Annotated in this window: 13 protein-coding genes; 8 read left to right on the forward strand and 5 right to left on the reverse strand. The window is 44.1% G+C overall.

What is annotated here, in order from left to right; all coding sequences use genetic code 11:
• Positions 1–70: 70 nt before the first annotated feature.
• Positions 71–1,459: a DNA repair protein RadA gene (gene radA, locus VJ786_RS07410; RefSeq protein ID WP_099367092.1), complete on the reverse strand. Its 1,389-nt coding sequence runs from the start codon at positions 1,457–1,459 to the stop codon at positions 71–73.
• A gap of 69 nt (positions 1,460–1,528) precedes the next feature.
• Here radA and VJ786_RS07415 point away from each other — a divergent pair, with 69 nt between their 5' ends.
• Positions 1,529–2,035 carry an RNA polymerase sigma factor gene (locus VJ786_RS07415; RefSeq protein WP_336557495.1) on the forward strand — a complete coding sequence of 169 codons (507 nt, stop codon included), beginning with the start codon at positions 1,529–1,531 and terminating at the stop codon, positions 2,033–2,035.
• Positions 2,035–2,664, forward strand: a complete 630-nt coding sequence (locus VJ786_RS07420) for a DUF8845 family protein (RefSeq protein WP_336557496.1) — start codon at positions 2,035–2,037, stop codon at positions 2,662–2,664. Before VJ786_RS07415 ends, VJ786_RS07420 begins: the two co-directional genes overlap by 1 nt.
• Before the next feature lies 1 nt (position 2,665).
• Here the strand turns inward: VJ786_RS07420 and VJ786_RS07425 are convergent, their stop codons facing one another.
• Positions 2,666–3,844, reverse strand: coding sequence for a dipeptidase (locus tag VJ786_RS07425; RefSeq protein ID WP_336557497.1), 1,179 nt, complete (start codon positions 3,842–3,844; stop codon positions 2,666–2,668).
• Entirely contained in the window at positions 3,841–5,574 is a 1,734-nt protein-coding gene (locus VJ786_RS07430; protein WP_336557498.1) for a serine hydrolase domain-containing protein, read from the reverse strand. The genes VJ786_RS07425 and VJ786_RS07430 overlap by 4 nt, the downstream gene beginning before the upstream one ends.
• Before the next feature lie 87 nt (positions 5,575–5,661).
• Here VJ786_RS07430 and xseA point away from each other — a divergent pair, with 87 nt between their 5' ends.
• Genes xseA through VJ786_RS07460 form a run of 6 tightly spaced genes read left to right on the forward strand, consistent with a single transcriptional unit; the run spans position 5,662 to position 13,298 of the window.
• Positions 5,662–6,933 carry an exodeoxyribonuclease VII large subunit gene (xseA, locus tag VJ786_RS07435; protein ID WP_336557499.1) on the forward strand — a complete coding sequence of 424 codons (1,272 nt, stop codon included), beginning with the start codon at positions 5,662–5,664 and terminating at the stop codon, positions 6,931–6,933.
• Entirely contained in the window at positions 6,923–7,129 is a 207-nt protein-coding gene (gene xseB, locus VJ786_RS07440; protein ID WP_099367098.1) for an exodeoxyribonuclease VII small subunit, read from the forward strand. Before xseA ends, xseB begins: the two co-directional genes overlap by 11 nt.
• Before the next feature lie 53 nt (positions 7,130–7,182).
• The gene (locus tag VJ786_RS07445) at positions 7,183–8,307 is read left to right on the forward strand and encodes a cytochrome-c peroxidase (RefSeq protein WP_099367099.1); all 1,125 of its coding nucleotides are present in this window, start codon (positions 7,183–7,185) and stop codon (positions 8,305–8,307) included.
• Between the two features lie 39 nt (positions 8,308–8,346).
• Positions 8,347–11,151: an excinuclease ABC subunit UvrA gene (gene uvrA / locus VJ786_RS07450; protein WP_336557500.1), complete on the forward strand. Its 2,805-nt coding sequence runs from the start codon at positions 8,347–8,349 to the stop codon at positions 11,149–11,151.
• 16 nt (positions 11,152–11,167) lie between these two features.
• Positions 11,168–12,808 carry an alkaline phosphatase PafA gene (gene pafA / locus VJ786_RS07455; protein WP_437129009.1) on the forward strand — a complete coding sequence of 547 codons (1,641 nt, stop codon included), beginning with the start codon at positions 11,168–11,170 and terminating at the stop codon, positions 12,806–12,808.
• A 46-nt stretch (positions 12,809–12,854) separates the two neighbouring features.
• Positions 12,855–13,298, forward strand: a complete 444-nt coding sequence (locus VJ786_RS07460; RefSeq protein ID WP_134776106.1) for an RrF2 family transcriptional regulator — start codon at positions 12,855–12,857, stop codon at positions 13,296–13,298.
• 324 nt (positions 13,299–13,622) lie between these two features.
• Here VJ786_RS07460 and VJ786_RS07465 read toward each other — a convergent pair whose 3' ends face one another.
• Together VJ786_RS07465 and pfkA are read right to left on the reverse strand one after the other, a co-directional pair.
• Positions 13,623–14,978, reverse strand: a complete 1,356-nt coding sequence (locus tag VJ786_RS07465) for a UDP-N-acetylmuramoyl-tripeptide--D-alanyl-D-alanine ligase (protein ID WP_336557502.1) — start codon at positions 14,976–14,978, stop codon at positions 13,623–13,625.
• A gap of 80 nt (positions 14,979–15,058) precedes the next feature.
• A complete protein-coding gene (gene pfkA / locus VJ786_RS07470; RefSeq protein WP_099367104.1) occupies positions 15,059–16,033 on the reverse strand; it encodes a 6-phosphofructokinase in 975 nt (324 codons plus the stop codon).
• Positions 16,034–16,079 lie beyond the last annotated feature (46 nt).

Raw genomic sequence — 16,079 nt, forward strand, 5'->3', positions numbered from 1 at the left:
GAATAGTTTAAAGATTGCTTCGTCGTACCTCCTCGCAATGACGTAGAGCGCCTCGCAATGACGGATAAAACTACCCAAACAATATCCTGAAAATATCTTCCAATTGCGCTACGGGCCGCACCAATATCCCATACTTCTTCACATCCAAGCCCTTACTATTATACTTCGAAATAAAAATCTGCTCAAAGCCCAATTTCTCAGCTTCCTGAATCCTTTGCTCAATCCTATTCACCGCTCTTATTTCCCCCGATAATCCCACCTCACCCGCAAAAGTAATATTCGCTGGCAAGGCGATATCCTGCTGGGAGGAAATAATTGCCGCAATCACCGCCAGATCAATAGCCGGATCTTCCACCCTTAACCCTCCTGCAATATTTAAAAATACATCCTGCGCACTCAGCCTAAAGCCAAACCTTTTCTCCAATACCGCCAACAACATATTCAACCGTTTTGTATCAAAACCCGTAGAGCTTCGTTGTGGAGTGCCAAAAGCTGAATTCGACACCAATGCCTGTACCTCGATCATCAAAGGCCGAATACCCTCCAGCATGGCCGCTACAGCGATCCCACTGACAGGCTCCTCCCGCTGGGACAGCATAATCTCCGAAGGATTGGAAACCTCCCTCAGCCCCGATCCCTGCATCTCATAGATCCCTAATTCCGAGGAAGAACCAAAACGATTCTTCACCGCCCGCAGGATGCGGTACACATGATGCCGGTCGCCTTCAAACTGAAGCACCGTATCCACCATATGTTCCAGCACTTTAGGCCCGGCAATACTGCCATCTTTCGTGATATGCCCGACAATAAAAACCGGGGTATTGGTTTCCTTGGCAAAACGCAATAACTCCGCGGTACATTCCCTTACCTGCGATACAGAACCCGGGGCAGATTCTATCTGCGCGGTATGTAAAGTCTGTATGGAATCTATCACCACCACATTCGGCTCTACCTGATCGATCTGTTTAAAGATGTTCTGCATGGAGGTTTCCGTCAGGATATAACAGTTGGCGTTGGAACTCTGGGAGAGACGTTCCGCCCGCATCTTGATCTGCTGTTCACTTTCCTCCCCGGAGATATATAATGTTTTCACCTGCGGAATGGAAAGGGCAAGTTGCAACATCAGGGTTGATTTACCGATGCCCGGTTCCCCGCCGATCAGGACCAAGGATCCCGGAACGATCCCACCCCCCAAGACGCGGTTGAACTCCTTGTCCGGACTTAAGATCCGTTGCTCTTCCGAATAAACGATTTCATGGATGATTGCCGCTTTGTTGCTGCGTTTATTGGTTCCGGGTACCGTACTGGTACTTCGCCATTCAGGAACCCGAGAGGAACTTTTTTCCACCACTTCTTCCACAAAGCTGTTCCATTGTTTACAGGATGGACATTGTCCTAGCCATTTCGGTGATTCATAACCACAGGATTGACAGAAATATGCTGATTTCGTTTTAGCCATTAAGCGAATTTAAAAAAATGTACCTACAAGTTGTAACATAAGGGCTATATTGTCGACAAATAGCCTAAAATGAATACTAACCTGGAGCAAGAATTTGTGGCGCTGCTGGAGGATAACCAAAATATTCTCCACAAGATCTGTAGGCTATATGCCTCAGATGTGGCTTCGCACCAAGATCTTTTCCAAGAGATGGTCATTCAGTTATGGCGGTCATATCCGAAGTTCAAGGGGGATTCCAAGTTTTCGACTTGGGCTTACCGGGTTTCCCTGAACACGGCGATTTCCCTCTACCGAACCAAACGCAATAAAATCACCACGGTGGATTGGGACCAATCATTTGCCAATATCAAATATGAAGAATATAATTCGGAAGAGGAAGAGCAACTGAAATTCCTTTACGATGCTGTCCGACAATTAAACGATATCGACAAGGCCTTGGTCTATATGTACCTGGAGGATAAGGATTACGCAGAGATCTCCGAAACATTGGGTATCTCCGAGGTAAATGCCCGGGTGAAGATGAACCGCATCAAAGGAAAAATAAAAGAAATATTGGCTAAAAAAGGAATCGTATAATGGATGGCTTAGATTTACTGAAACAGCATTGGAATAAGGATGGGGATTTTCCGAAAGTAAATAAGGAGGAGATCCGTCGTATGCTCTATAAAAGCTCCTCATCCCTGGCGAAATGGATTTTCTTCGTTTCCGTGATAGAGCTTTTTCTAGGACTCGCTTTTAATGCTTGGTTCTTTTTCTTTTCAGATGTCGAAACGGGACGTGATACGGATCCTCTTTGGTTGGAGATCATTGATCAATCGATCAATGTTATTTCCTATGTGATCACGTTTTATTTTATCTATACCTTCTTTCAGGCCTATTATAAGATTAAGAACACCAATAATACCAAGGATTTATTGAACGATATATTAGTTTCACGCAAAACCGTAAACCAGTATATTTCCTTCAATATCTATTTGATTATTATTTCCTTGACTATTGGATCGATTTCCTTCATTATTGAAAAGCATATTTTTGATAAAAGTACGGGAGAAATGATGCTTTATGCCATATTTACAATCATTGCCGTAAGTATCATGGGTTTTTTTATCATCAAATTGATGAAATTCTATTTCCGATTGATCTATATCCGATTGGTCAACAAGTTGGATAAAAACTACGATGAATTGGTGCAATTGGAGGATTAAGCTATTTCCTTTCGTTTTCCTTTAGGATCCTTAGAAAATTCAACCCCATAATCTTTGCGATATCGGCCTTATTATACCCTCTTTCCAATAATGCTTTGGTCAGGTTGGGAAATTTGGAAACATCTTCCAAGCCGATGGGTGCCGAATTGATGCCATCGAAATCAGAACCGATCGCTACATGATCTATGCCTACCTTGGAAACCAAATAATCGATATGTTTGAGCACCATTTCCATGGGTGCATCCACCTGCTGTCTTTGTTTCTTGGTTAACTGGGCATACATCTTATCTAGGGATAATTTCTTAGCTGGATCTACTTGATGGTTTTTTTTAAATACTTTTTCCACTCGGCTTTTATAGCCGGAATCCAGGAATTCCGAATAAAAATTAACGCCTATGACGCCACCATTCTTTTTGAGGGCAGCCAATTGTTGATCGTCTAGGTTGCGGTAATGCGGTGTTAGGGCAGCAGCATTGCTATGGGATACCAATACGGGTTTGCTACTGATTTCCATCACATCATAGAATGTTTTCTTGCCCGCGTGGGAAAGATCAACCATCATCCCCAATTCGTTCATTCTTTTGATGATGGCCCTTCCATGTTCGCTCAATCCTTTTCCTTTATCCCCTTTGGTCTTTACCTCTTCGGCAGCGGCAGTTACCCAAGGGAGATTGTAGTTCCAGGTCAGGGTGAGGTATCGGGCTCCACGATCGTATAATTTATCAAGGTTTTCGATTTTCTCTTCGATCATGTTTCCCCCTTCGATACCGATCAAGGCGACGATCTTGCCTGCCTGATGTATGCGTTCGATGTCAGCGGAACTCTTCGCCAACTCGATTTTATCGGGATTGTTTTGGAGTAATTTTTCCAACGCATCCAGTTGATCATTGGCATGCTTAAACGCATTTTTCTTCCATTTCTTATCATCAGACCAAACTGCGAATACCTGCACATCAACGCTACCTTCCTTTAACCGTGGAAGGTCGGTATGCCCTGATTTGATGCGTTTGCCAATATCTAACCCCGGAAGGATACTTTCAATGATGACATCGTTATGGCCATCGATCAACAGAAGCTCTTCATGGATTTTTTTATAATCCTTGGATAGGTTACGGTCTTGTGCCTTGGCTGTAAGCAGGGATAGGCAACAGGCGATTAGGCTGAATGATAGGGTTTTCATTTCTTGGCTTTATTGATGGTTTCATAGATCACATCCTGGATCCGAGAGCGGATATTGAGATCCAATAATTTCGTGGAGACCTGTGGATGCACGCGGTTGGACAGGAAAATATAGACCAATTGATTCTTCGGATCGATCCAGATACAGGTTCCGGTATAACCGGTATGGCCATAGACGGAACTATTGGCCAATTTAGAAGGATAACCAGATTTGGAGTTCGGGTCAAAACGGTCGAAGCCCAATCCTCGGCGGCTTGTGGCCGATTGCTTGGAGGTGAAAAGATCTACGGTTTCTGGCTTGAAATAGGTTGCACCACCGTATTTTCCACGGTTCAATAACAATTGTCCATAAATGGCAAGGTCATTCGCGGAGGCAAATAGCCCCGCATGTCCGGCAACTCCACCGGCCATGGCAGCCCCCTCATCATGTACAAAACCTTCCAAAAGGGTTTTACGGAATAGGGTGTCATTTTGGGTTGGAACGATGCGGTTCTTCGCGAACCGTGTCCTTGGGTTATAGCCCGCTGTTTTCATACCGATCGGGCGGTACAAGATCTGTTGTACATATTCCTGCATGGGAACGGATGTTTCATGCTCCGAAACCTCTTTCATCACATACATGCTGATATCCGAATAGACATAGTTGCCGATCGGTTTTACGGATGATGCTAGCATTTCTGGCCACATGACATCCCGGTAATAATTATTCTTTAAATAGGCATTATCGGCCACTTGTACCTGATGGTTCTCATCAGGGCTATGGACAAGATCGCCCGGTTTCAGGCTCCTGTAGAAAGGGATGAAAGGGGTGAATCCGGCTTCATGGAGCAGGACTGTCCGAAGGGTGATATTGGCTTTATTGCTTTTCTTGGCCTGCCAAAGGTAATGGCCCATGGTGCTGTCCAGGTTAATGATTTTCTTTTCCTGCAGGTGCATAACCACAGGAGTGGTGCCGGCGATTTTACTTATCGAAGCCAGGTCGTAGATATCATGGATGGAATTGGCCCGTTGATTTTCATAGGTATGGTAGCCATAGGCTTTTTCAAAGATTACCTGTCCGTCTTTTACGGCCATCACGGTCATTCCTGGAGCTCCTTTTTGCTCGATGGCTTCTTTGGCAATGGCATCGATCTTTTGGGTCATTTCCGCAATGTTCAATCCCGATTGTTTGCCCTGGGTATATTGTAATCGGGTCTGTGTGGTTTTGATTTTGCCCTCGGTTACACCTAAGCCGCCAAAAATAGACATAGCGGCATTAACTTGGCCTTCAGCATCTGTTTCGGGGCTATAGACCAAACTGGCAAAACGACTTAGATTCTGGCTATTGAGACCGATGTTGGTATAATTCTGGTCGGTTCCAAATCGGCAGAGGATCACATTTTTGTTGTTTACTGCGGATTGTAAGACCATAGCAGCATAATCTGACCTAAAATCTCTGGCAGATCCGGCAACGATGATGCTGTTGTAATATTTGGTATTCTCGTCGAAATGCTGAAAATCGCTTACCGTTACATCCGCATAGCGCTGAAGCTGTTGGATAAATGGCGCATATTTTTGATTATCCGTGGTTACCACTGCAATGCGATATTGATCTAACTTCTTGAAGGGTAGGATAGACTGTTTGTTATGGATAATCTGAGTTTTATTGACCAATACCTGTTTGTATTGTGCATTGGCGGCTTGGAATAGACATAAAAGCCCTAGGACAGCAAGGTTTATCTTTCGGATCATGTTTGTTTTAGGATTTATACTGTAAATGTACTAATAAAACGCACAAACATGCATTAAGAGCATAGAATAATTGATTATCTTTGAGATATGCCCGAAATCTTAGCTGATAAAACCGTTTTTACCCTATTGGAAGTATCGCGCAGCATCCAGAAAACGATTGCTGAACGGTATAAAAGTCTGTATTGGATAAAGGCAGAGATGAACAAGCTGAACCATTATACCCATTCGGGCCATTGCTATCCCGAACTATTGGAAAAAACCGATGGCAAGGTGGTTGCTGAAATGCGGTCCATCCTTTGGAAAATGGATTATCAACGCATCAATAGGCAATTTATGGAGGTTTTGGGCGAACCCCTTCGCGAAGGGATCACCATGCTTTTTCAAGCGGGCATATCCTACGATCCTTTATATGGATTTTCTTTAAAGATTGTGGACATCGACCCCACCTTTGTCTTAGGGGAACTGGAGAAAGAGAAAAGGGAGAGTATCCGAAAGTTAAAGGCTGAAGGGCTTTACGATGCCAATCGGTCCTTGCCCTTTCCCATAGTGCCCAAACGATTGGCGATCATATCGGTAGAAACCAGTAAAGGGCTATCCGATTTTTTTAAGATCATTCATGGCAATCCTTGGGGCTATACCTTTAGCACGACCTTGTTCCCTGCGCTATTGCAGGGGGATAAATCCATCCCGAGTATCATCAAACAATTGGAGGTGATCGCGGAACGCATGGAACATTTTGATGCGGTGGCCATTATCCGTGGTGGCGGTGGGGATGTCGGGTTGACTTCCTATAACAATTACCTCTTGGCGAAGGCCATTGCGATATTCCCGATTCCGGTACTGACAGGGATTGGGCATTCCACCAATGAAACCGTGAGCGAAATGGTGGCCTATAAGAATGCGATCACCCCCAGCGAACTGGCGGATTTCCTGCTTCAAAAGTTTCACAACTTTGCTATTCCCGTCGATCAGGCAACCGAAAAGATTATCCGGGCAGCCCGAAAGACCTTTGAGGATGAACACATCAAGTTGGCGAACCTGATCAGTTCGATAACCTGGAATTCGAAGACCGTTCTGCTGCAGGAGAAGACCAAGATGGAACAGGTCAGAAATCATTTGGCGCAATTGAGCAGAAGAACCATCAAGGATGAACAGTCGGCCTTATTGCAGATGGAACGGATGTTGGCTTTGTTGAACCCTATCCATGTGTTGAAAAGAGGGTTCAGCATCGTGCGATCGAATGGAAAAGCGGTGCATAAATTGGATCAGGCGCAGATTGGGGATCGATTGGACATTCAGTTGGAGGATGGGAAATTGATAACGGAGGTACTTTCAAAACAAGAACAAGATGGAAAATAAATACACTTACCAAGAGGCTTATGAAGAGCTTCAACAGATCGTGTCGGAGATTGAGTCGGGCGATGTTGCTGTCGATGAATTGACGGTAAAGATTAACCGTGCAACAGCCTTGTTGACCATCTGTAAAGCCAAATTGACAGCATCGGAAGAAGAGGTCGAAAAACTCCTCAAAAAATTAGAAGAAGAGAAAAATTAGTCTATTATTTAGAATTAGTTTAAATTTGCGGAGGTTTTTCAGAAAAGAACAGCATGAAGAGGATAATGTTCATTGCTTTGGCAATAGGATTGACAGTTTTAAGTACCGCGTTTTTATCAGATAAAGGATTGTCTGATCTGCGTGCGTTATATAGCAAACCTATATCGGAATGGCCAAAACCAACGATCGACTCTGGAGCAAATTGGTCGGAATTTAAATCCCTGCCTAAGCTTGATAGCAGTTATTTCTCATTGATGGAAAAACCGGACGTGAAATTAGGCAAGTTCCTCTTTTTCGATCCGATCCTTTCAGGTTCCAACCAGATTTCCTGTAGCTCCTGCCATAATCCACAGACTTCCTGGGCAGACCATTCTACCGTTCCGGTAGGTCATGACCATTTGGTCGGCACGCGAAATACCCCTTCGTTATTAAATGTGTATGCGCGTAAGACCATGTTCTGGGATGGAAGAGCCCATTCCCTGGAAGAACAGGCCTTAAGCCCGATCGAAGCCCATAATGAGATGGCGATGGACCTGACGAAATTAGTGCCTAAATTGAAGGCTATTCCTGCTTATAAACAATTGTTCATGGAGGCTTTTGGAGAGGAAGATTTCTCCATGCCAGAGATCATGAAAGCTTTAGCCTCTTTTCAGCGTACCTTGACCAGCAGAAGGAGCCGTTTTGATGAGTTCTTGGATGGTAAGCATAATGCCTTGACCGATGATGAGATCGCAGGATTGCACCTCTTCCGGACAAAAGCACGTTGTATGAACTGCCACAATGGACAGTTTATGACCGATGAGGATTTTCATAATATCGGTTTGACCTACTACAAACGGAAATATGAGGACCTGGGGCGCTATATCGTGACCAAAGATCCGAAAGACGTAGGCAAATTCCGTACACCTTCTTTGCGTGATGTGATGAATACCGACCCTTGGATGCACAATGGCCTGTTCGACAATATGATCGGTGTGCTGAACATGTACAATAGCGGCATGCAGATGAACAACCCGAAAACGGAAGCCCAATTGGCCGATCCCATGCATCCACGCATTGATCCTTTGATGAAGAAACTTGACCTCACAAAAGAGGAAATCCAACAATTGGCCGCCTTCCTACAATCGGTGACCGCCACGAAATACCGAATGAACCGGCCGGAGAAATTACCTCGATAAGGGTAGGAAATTCACGACTTTTGCCTACCTTTGATGGTTATGCAAAAAACTGCAAATCATAGTCCTAGGACACATATTCAGATAAAAGGAGCGCGGGTTAATAATCTTAAAAATATTGATGTTGATATCCCTAAAAACCAGTTGGTGGTGATTACAGGGATGTCCGGTTCCGGGAAATCCTCATTAGCATTTGATACCTTATATGCCGAAGGGCAACGGAGATACGTAGAAAGTCTTTCTTCCTACGCCCGTCAGTTCATGGGCAGAATGAATAAACCGGATGTGGATTACATTAAAGGGATTGCTCCGGCAATTGCCATTGAACAAAAAGTAATCTCCTCCAATCCCCGATCGACGGTAGGTACTTCCACCGAGATCTATGATTACCTCAAATTATTGTTTGCCCGTATCGGTAAGACCTACTCGCCCATTTCGGGCAAAGAGGTGAAGAAGGATACGGTGACCCATATTGTGGATCGTCTACTAGCCTATGAGGACGATTCGACCATCACGATTTATAGCCCTTTAATACCAACCAATAAACGGAAGTTAAAGGAAGAATTGTCGCTGCTTTTGCAGAAGGGTTTTGTGCGGATCAAACATCAGGATAGCATTCAGAAGATCGAATCGGTACTGGAGAATAAAGAGGTCGCGAATTCAACTTTTAAAGAGGGTGATATCCATATCGTGATCGATCGGGTTATGTTGGATCATAGCGATGACACCATCAACCGTTTGGCGGATTCTATCCAAACAGCCTATTTTGAAGGAAAGGGTGAGTGTTTGGTGGAAGTAAACTCGGAAAGCTTCTCCTTTTCGGATAAGTTTGAACTGGATGGAATGACTTTCGAAGAGCCGACACCTAATTTCTTCAGTTTCAATAATCCTTACGGAGCCTGTAAACGATGTGAAGGTTATGGAAAGATCATTGGAATAGATCCTGATTTGGTTATTCCGGATAAAAGTCGCTCCGTATATGATGGTGCGATTGCGCCTTGGCGTGGGGAGAAGATGGGGCTGTGGTTGGAGAAACTGGTTCGAAATGCACTGAAATTCGATTTTCCAATTCATCGTTCCTATAGCGACCTGACCAAAGCACAGCAAGAGGTATTATGGACAGGGAACAAATATTTCCGCGGCTTGAATGATTTCTTTGCCGAGCTGGAAGAGCAGACCTATAAAATCCAATACCGCGTAATGCTTTCCCGCTATCGTGGAAAAACGGATTGTCCGGAATGTAAGGGCACGCGCTTGCGTAAGGATGCGAGTTTTGTAAAGATAAACGATCATTCGATCACCGATATCGTATTGATGCCTTTGGATGAGGCTTTGGCCTTGTTCCAGTCCCTGAAGCTTTCAGACCACGATGCCATCATTGCCAAAAGGTTATTGGCAGAGATCAACAACAGGCTGCAGTTCTTGAGTGATGTGGGCTTAAGTTACCTGACCTTGAACCGCCTGAGCAATAGTCTTTCAGGAGGGGAATCCCAACGGATCAACCTGGCGACTTCTTTGGGAAGTTCCCTTGTAGGTTCCATTTATGTGTTGGATGAACCGAGTATCGGATTGCACCCGCGGGATACTCAACGGTTGATCGGGGTATTGAAATCCCTTCGCGATGCGGGCAATACCGTGATCGTGGTGGAGCATGAGCAGGAGATGATGGAAGCTGCGGATTACCTGATCGATATTGGCCCTGAAGCGGGGATCAACGGGGGTGAATTGGTGTTTGCAGGGACCTATAAAGAAATATTAACGGATAAGAAGAGTTTGACAGGGGAGTATTTGAGCGAGAAGCTTCAAATCCCTGTTCCTGATAAAAGAAGAAAATGGAACGAATCCATCCGTGTACTGGGTGCACGGGAAAATAACCTGAAAGGAATCACGGTAGATTTCCCCTTGAATGTCTTTACGGTCGTTTCGGGGGTTTCCGGTTCGGGTAAGACCTCTTTGGTGAAACGGATCTTATACCCTGCGCTGCAAAAGGCAGTGGGTAGTTATTCCGGCGATCAGACGGGTTTGTTTGATGGTCTGGAAGGGGCTATCGATCAGGTAGAACAGGTCGAAATGGTGGATCAGAATCCTATCGGTCGTTCGACACGTTCTAATCCGGTTACCTATGTGAAGGCTTGGGATGAAATCAGGGCCTTGTTTTCGAGTCTTCCGGCGGCTAAGGCCAACGGGCTAAAACCATCAGCATTCTCCTTCAACGTAGAAGGAGGGAGATGTGAGATCTGTCAAGGTGAAGGGGCCGTGAAGATCGAGATGCAGTTTATGGCGGATATTGTGCTTCCTTGTGAAGCCTGCGAAGGTAAGCGCTTTAAACAACACGTGTTGGATGTGCAGTACCAAGGGAAATCGGTGTCGGATATCCTAGACCTGAGTGTGGATGAAGCGATCGAATTCTTCGCTGATCAGCCAAAGATCTTGAACAAGCTGAAACCTTTGCAGGAAGTAGGTTTAGGCTACGTGAAGTTGGGTCAATCTTCCAGCACCCTATCTGGAGGTGAGGCGCAAAGGATTAAATTGGCCTCTTTTTTAATAAAAGGGAACAATCAGAAAAAAACTTTGTTTATTTTTGATGAACCTACAACCGGCCTACATTTCCATGATATCAGCAAATTGCTTAAGGCATTTTCAGCATTGATCGAACTGGGCAACTCTGTGCTGGTGATCGAGCACAACCTGGATATGATCAAATCAGCAGATTGGGTTATTGATATTGGTCCTGAAGGAGGTGAGAAGGGGGGTAATCTGGTATTTGCAGGCACACCGGAAGACCTGATAACATGCAATCAATCCTATACAGGTGACTACCTTAAACGTCACCTCATTTCTAAATAAATTAAATACACACATGATGCGTAAAAAATTTAGTTTTCTTTTGTTGCTGGCCTTGTTCAGCAATGTCGTTTCAGCACAAGTAGAAAGGCCTAAATTGGTTGTTGGCTTAATGGTAGACCAAATGCGATGGGACTACCTTTACCGTTTCGCAGATCGTTATGGTAATGATGGTTTTAAAAGATTGCTTCGTGATGGTTTTTCCTGCGAGAACACCCTGATCGATTATGTGCCTACTTTTACGGCTATCGGACATAGTTCCGTTTACACAGGAAGTGTTCCTGCCATACACGGAATTGCTGGAAATGACTGGATCGAACAACAGACCGGTACGTCGATGTATTGTACACAAGATGATGCGGTAGAGGGTGTTGGGACCAAGGAGAAGGAGGGAAAACAATCCCCAAGAAACCTTTTGGCTTCAACGGTTACCGATCAGTTGAAATTGGCAACTAATTTTCAATCCAAGGTGATCGGTATTGCGATCAAGGATAGGGGAGGAATTTTACCTGCAGGTCACTTTGCTGATGCCGCTTATTGGTTTGAAGCAAATTCGGGCGATTGGATCAGTAGTACTTATTACATGCAAAACCTGCCGAATTGGGTGCAGGATTTCAATAAGCAGAAATTGGCGGAGAAGTTGTTGAAGCAGGATTGGAATACTTTATATCCGATCGAAACCTATAAGAACAACAGTGTAGATGATGATAATGTGTATGAAGGTAAATGGGCAGGGGAGGAAACTCCAACATTTCCACGTAAAACTTCGTTGCTGATGAAGGATGCGGGTTATGAACTGATCAAAACTACTCCTTTCGGAAATACATTTACCTTGGATTTTGCCAAAGAAGCGATCAAGCAGGAGAATCTGGGCAAGAATCCGACAAAAGCTACAGATTTTCTGGCGGTGAGTCTTTCGGCTACGGATTACGTGGGACATCGTTATTCGCTTTCTTCGGTGGAGATTGAGGATATCTACCTTCGTTTGGACCAAGAATTGGCTGAATTCTTCAATTACTTGGATAAAACTGTTGGCAAGGGGAATTATACTTTTTTCCTTACAGCGGACCATGCAGCTTCCTATAACTCCCGTTATTTTATGGATATGCGTGGTAATGGGGGCTATTTCTTTTCTCGCCAGATCATGCGTAATCTGAACGAACAGTTGCAGGCTGAATTCGGATTGGATAAGATCGTTTCCAGTTTGATGAACTATCAGGTTCATTTGAATTATGGCTTGATTGAAAAGCAGAAATTGGATGAGGAGAAGATCAAGAAGTCGATCATTAAGATGCTCCGTCATGAAGATGGGGTAGCTTTTGTGGTGGATATGGAAGGCGGTGAGAATATGATGATTCCGGCTCAGCTGCGCGAGAAGATCGTGAATGGCTATAACAGGAAACGTAGTGGAGCTATTCAGATCATTACGGAACCGCAATGGTATGATGGAACGCCAAGATCTACCGGAACCACCCATGGTACTTGGACGCCTTATGATTCGCATATTCCATTGGTTTTTATGGGATGGGGTGTGAATAAGGGCAAGACGAATAAAATGGTGCATATCACGGATATTGCGCCTACGATCAGTGCGCTATTGCATGTGATGGAACCTAATGGTTCTATAGGGCAGCCTATTGTGGAGGTCTTACAGAAATAGTCCTTAAATTTTCATATTTTTGAGGATAAGCTAGTAGAGGAAAAATATGCTATCGAAGAAAACAAAATACGCTATCAAAGCCCTAATGGTATTGGGAAGGAATTATGGAAAGGAGCCTATGCAGATCGGAAAGATTGCGGAGGAGGAACGTATTCCGAAGAAATTCTTGGAACAGATACTATTGGAGATGCGCAATGCGGGGATTTTGTATTCCAAGAAGGGCGCTGGAGGTGGTTATAGCTTGAACAAGGCGCCGGAGGATATTTATCTATCGCAGGTGATGCGTTTGGTGGATGGTCCGATTGCGTTGTTGCCTTGTGTGAGTTTGAATTTTTACCGCTCTTGTGAGGAATGTGTGGAAGAGCATGCTTGTGGGATTCGGGATACGTTTATTGAGGTTAGGAATGCGATGCTGCAGATCTTGAATGATACTAGTATTTTGAATTTGATCAATAAGGAGAAGGAATTGAACCTGGAGACGGGGAGGTAGGTTTCTTTGTCATTGCGACATATATGAGCATAACCTAATACTCGTCATTGCGATAAATATGTCATTACGTTATACTCGTCATTGCGATATATTCGTCATTGCGAGGAGGTACGACGAAGCAATCTTCCCGCATGTCATGCTGAGCGAAGTCGAAGCAACTGTTCGTAAGTAACCGTACAGATCCTTCGACTACGCTCAGGATGACAAAGACTACGCTCAGGATGACAAAGTCGAAAGATTGCTTCGTTCCTCGCAATGACGTTTTAAAGCCTCGCAAATACGGAGGCGACCACACAATGAATTTAAAAGTGCAACCCCGTATTTCTACAAAACTTCCATTAACCTTTCAAATGCCATCCCGCGAGAGGCTTTCAACAAAATCATAAAATCCTTTATCGGATCCTTAACCAAAGCCGCTTTTGCTTCTTCCGTTGTTTCATAAAATTCAACCCCTTTTGTTTCATCAACCATCAGGTTCTCTACATCCTTATCGCCCTCAACAACCTCATCCCTCAATCCAAAAAAAGCTTTCCCTACAAAAATCAACCTATCCAGTCCAACAGCAGTAGCTGCTGCAATGACCTTCCTATGCTCCTCCACACTCTGATCCCCCATTTCGAACATATCACCTAATATCGCCGCTTTCCTCTCCGCCTTGATCACCTTAATATTTTCAATTGCCGCCGCCATACTACTAGCATTCGCATTATAATAATCTGCAATAATAGTATTACCGTCAGTCTTTGTAATCTGTGAACGATTGTTCTGAGGCACATATCCCTCCAGCCCTGCATTAATCTCCTCCGCACTTAATCCAAAATGCAATCCAACAGCAACAGCAGCCAACATATTCTCCGTATTATAAGCCCCCGTTAAATGCGTATTCACCTCATGCGTTCCATTCTCCCCCCGCTCTTTCCAAAAAATAGTCAATAAAGGATCAGCAACCACCAATCCTCCCTGAACATCATTCTTATCCGAAAAACCGTAATAAAAAATATCTTTCAACTTCCTATCCTCCGCCATCTTCATCAGAAACTCATTATCCCCTTGAATAAAAACCTGCCCATTATGCTCCTTCAGGTAATCATAAAGCTCTCCTTTGGTCTTCATCACTCCCTCAAAAGAACCAAACCCTTCCAGATGAGCCTTGCCCACATTGGTAATCAAACCATGGCTTGGCTGCGCGATATGACATAGAAATTCAATTTCTCCCTGATGATTAGCACCCATTTCAATAATGGCCAGTTCCAGATCCTTTGGTAAGGAAAGAATAGTCAAAGGAACACCGATATGGTTGTTCAGGTTTCCCTTCGTAGCAAAAGCCTTGAATTTTTGGGAAAGGACGCTGTATAACAATTCCTTGCTGGTAGTTTTACCATTGGTTCCCGTAATCCCCACAAAAGGGATATCCAATTGTTTCCGATGATGGGTAGCCAAGGCCTGCAAACTGCTCAACACATCCTCTACTAGGATATAAGCGGGGCCATCCTGAACATATTCCCGATCATCCAGCACCACATATTTAGCCCCGGCCTCCAATGCTTTTTCGGCAAAGGTATTCCCATTAAAAGATTCCCCTTTAAGGGCAAAAAATATACAGTCTTTAGTGATCTGACGCGTATCCGTACAGATGGTTGGATAGTCTAGGTAGATTTGATAAAGTTCAGCTATTTGCATCTCCAAAAATTTTAAACAAAGGTATAAAATAAAAAATCCCGTTTCTTTGTTGGAAACGGGATTTCAGGTATTTTTTTTCCTTACAAGGAAAGGATTTCAACGATCCGAGTAAGGTTGGTATTGATTTTATCAATATGCTTGATGGCTTTGTTGAACGGGGTAAATTGTACATTTCCACAGATCAATCCGGCCATTTCGCCTTTACGACCTTCGAGAAGTCCTTCTACCGCGGCAACACCCAAACGGCTAGCTAACACACGGTCCATACAGGTTGGTGATCCACCGCGTTGGATATGTCCCAAAATGGAAACACGAACATCATAAGCAGGGAAGTTGGCCTTGATTTTTTCGGCAACGACCAATCCACCTTCTTTATCACCTTCAGCAACGATGATGATACGGGATGATTTGTTCTTTCTGGTTTTATCCAGGCGTTTCATGATGGCATCATAATCCACTTCCAGTTCTGGGATAAGCACGGCTTCAGCACCAGTACTGATTCCTGAACGTAAAGCGATCAGACCGGAGTCGCGACCCATCACTTCCACCACAAATAGGCGGTCGTGGGACTCTGCGGTATCACGGATCTTATCTACAGCATCCACTACGGTGTTGATGGCCGTATCATAACCGATCGTAAAGTCTGTACCATTCAAGTCATTATCGATGGTACCGGGCATACCAATAATAGGAATATCAAATTCTTCAATGAATTTGGATGCTCCCGTAAAGGTTCCGTCTCCACCAATAACCACTAAGGCATCAATATCATGTTTTTTAAGGTTTTCGTAAGCTTGTTTTCTTCCTTCGACAGTTCTGAATTCATCACTTCTTGCTGTTTTCAGGATGGTACCACCACGTTGGATGATATTGGCTACAGATTTAGCATCCATCGCAATAATATCTCCCTGAACCATGCCATCGTATCCTCTACGGATACCAAACATGTTCATTCCATGGTAAATACCTGAACGGATAACTGCACGGATACCGGCATTCATACCTGGAGAATCACCTCCAGAAGTTAAAACGGCAATGTTTTTAATGTTACTCATATGCCAAATATACCGATTTACTTACGTTTAAAAAGTATGATTATGT

This window comes from Sphingobacterium tenebrionis (genome assembly GCF_037126265.1).
Lineage (GTDB): Bacteria > Bacteroidota > Bacteroidia > Sphingobacteriales > Sphingobacteriaceae > Sphingobacterium > Sphingobacterium tenebrionis.

What these genes read in the sequence shown, in the direction of transcription:
- radA (WP_099367092.1), bottom strand. Translation starts at nt 1,459, where the DNA reads ATGGCTAAAACGAAATCAGCATATTTCTGTCAATCCTGTGGTTATGAA.
- VJ786_RS07415 (WP_336557495.1), top strand. Translation starts at nt 1,529, where the DNA reads ATGAATACTAACCTGGAGCAAGAATTTGTGGCGCTGCTGGAGGATAAC.
- VJ786_RS07420 (WP_336557496.1), top strand. Translation starts at nt 2,035, where the DNA reads ATGGATGGCTTAGATTTACTGAAACAGCATTGGAATAAGGATGGGGAT.
- VJ786_RS07425 (WP_336557497.1), bottom strand. Translation starts at nt 3,844, where the DNA reads ATGAAAACCCTATCATTCAGCCTAATCGCCTGTTGCCTATCCCTGCTT.
- VJ786_RS07430 (WP_336557498.1), bottom strand. Translation starts at nt 5,574, where the DNA reads ATGATCCGAAAGATAAACCTTGCTGTCCTAGGGCTTTTATGTCTATTC.
- xseA (WP_336557499.1), top strand. Translation starts at nt 5,662, where the DNA reads ATGCCCGAAATCTTAGCTGATAAAACCGTTTTTACCCTATTGGAAGTA.
- xseB (WP_099367098.1), top strand. Translation starts at nt 6,923, where the DNA reads ATGGAAAATAAATACACTTACCAAGAGGCTTATGAAGAGCTTCAACAG.
- VJ786_RS07445 (WP_099367099.1), top strand. Translation starts at nt 7,183, where the DNA reads ATGAAGAGGATAATGTTCATTGCTTTGGCAATAGGATTGACAGTTTTA.
- uvrA (WP_336557500.1), top strand. Translation starts at nt 8,347, where the DNA reads ATGCAAAAAACTGCAAATCATAGTCCTAGGACACATATTCAGATAAAA.
- pafA (WP_437129009.1), top strand. Translation starts at nt 11,168, where the DNA reads ATGCGTAAAAAATTTAGTTTTCTTTTGTTGCTGGCCTTGTTCAGCAAT.
- VJ786_RS07460 (WP_134776106.1), top strand. Translation starts at nt 12,855, where the DNA reads ATGCTATCGAAGAAAACAAAATACGCTATCAAAGCCCTAATGGTATTG.
- VJ786_RS07465 (WP_336557502.1), bottom strand. Translation starts at nt 14,978, where the DNA reads ATGCAAATAGCTGAACTTTATCAAATCTACCTAGACTATCCAACCATC.
- pfkA (WP_099367104.1), bottom strand. Translation starts at nt 16,033, where the DNA reads ATGAGTAACATTAAAAACATTGCCGTTTTAACTTCTGGAGGTGATTCT.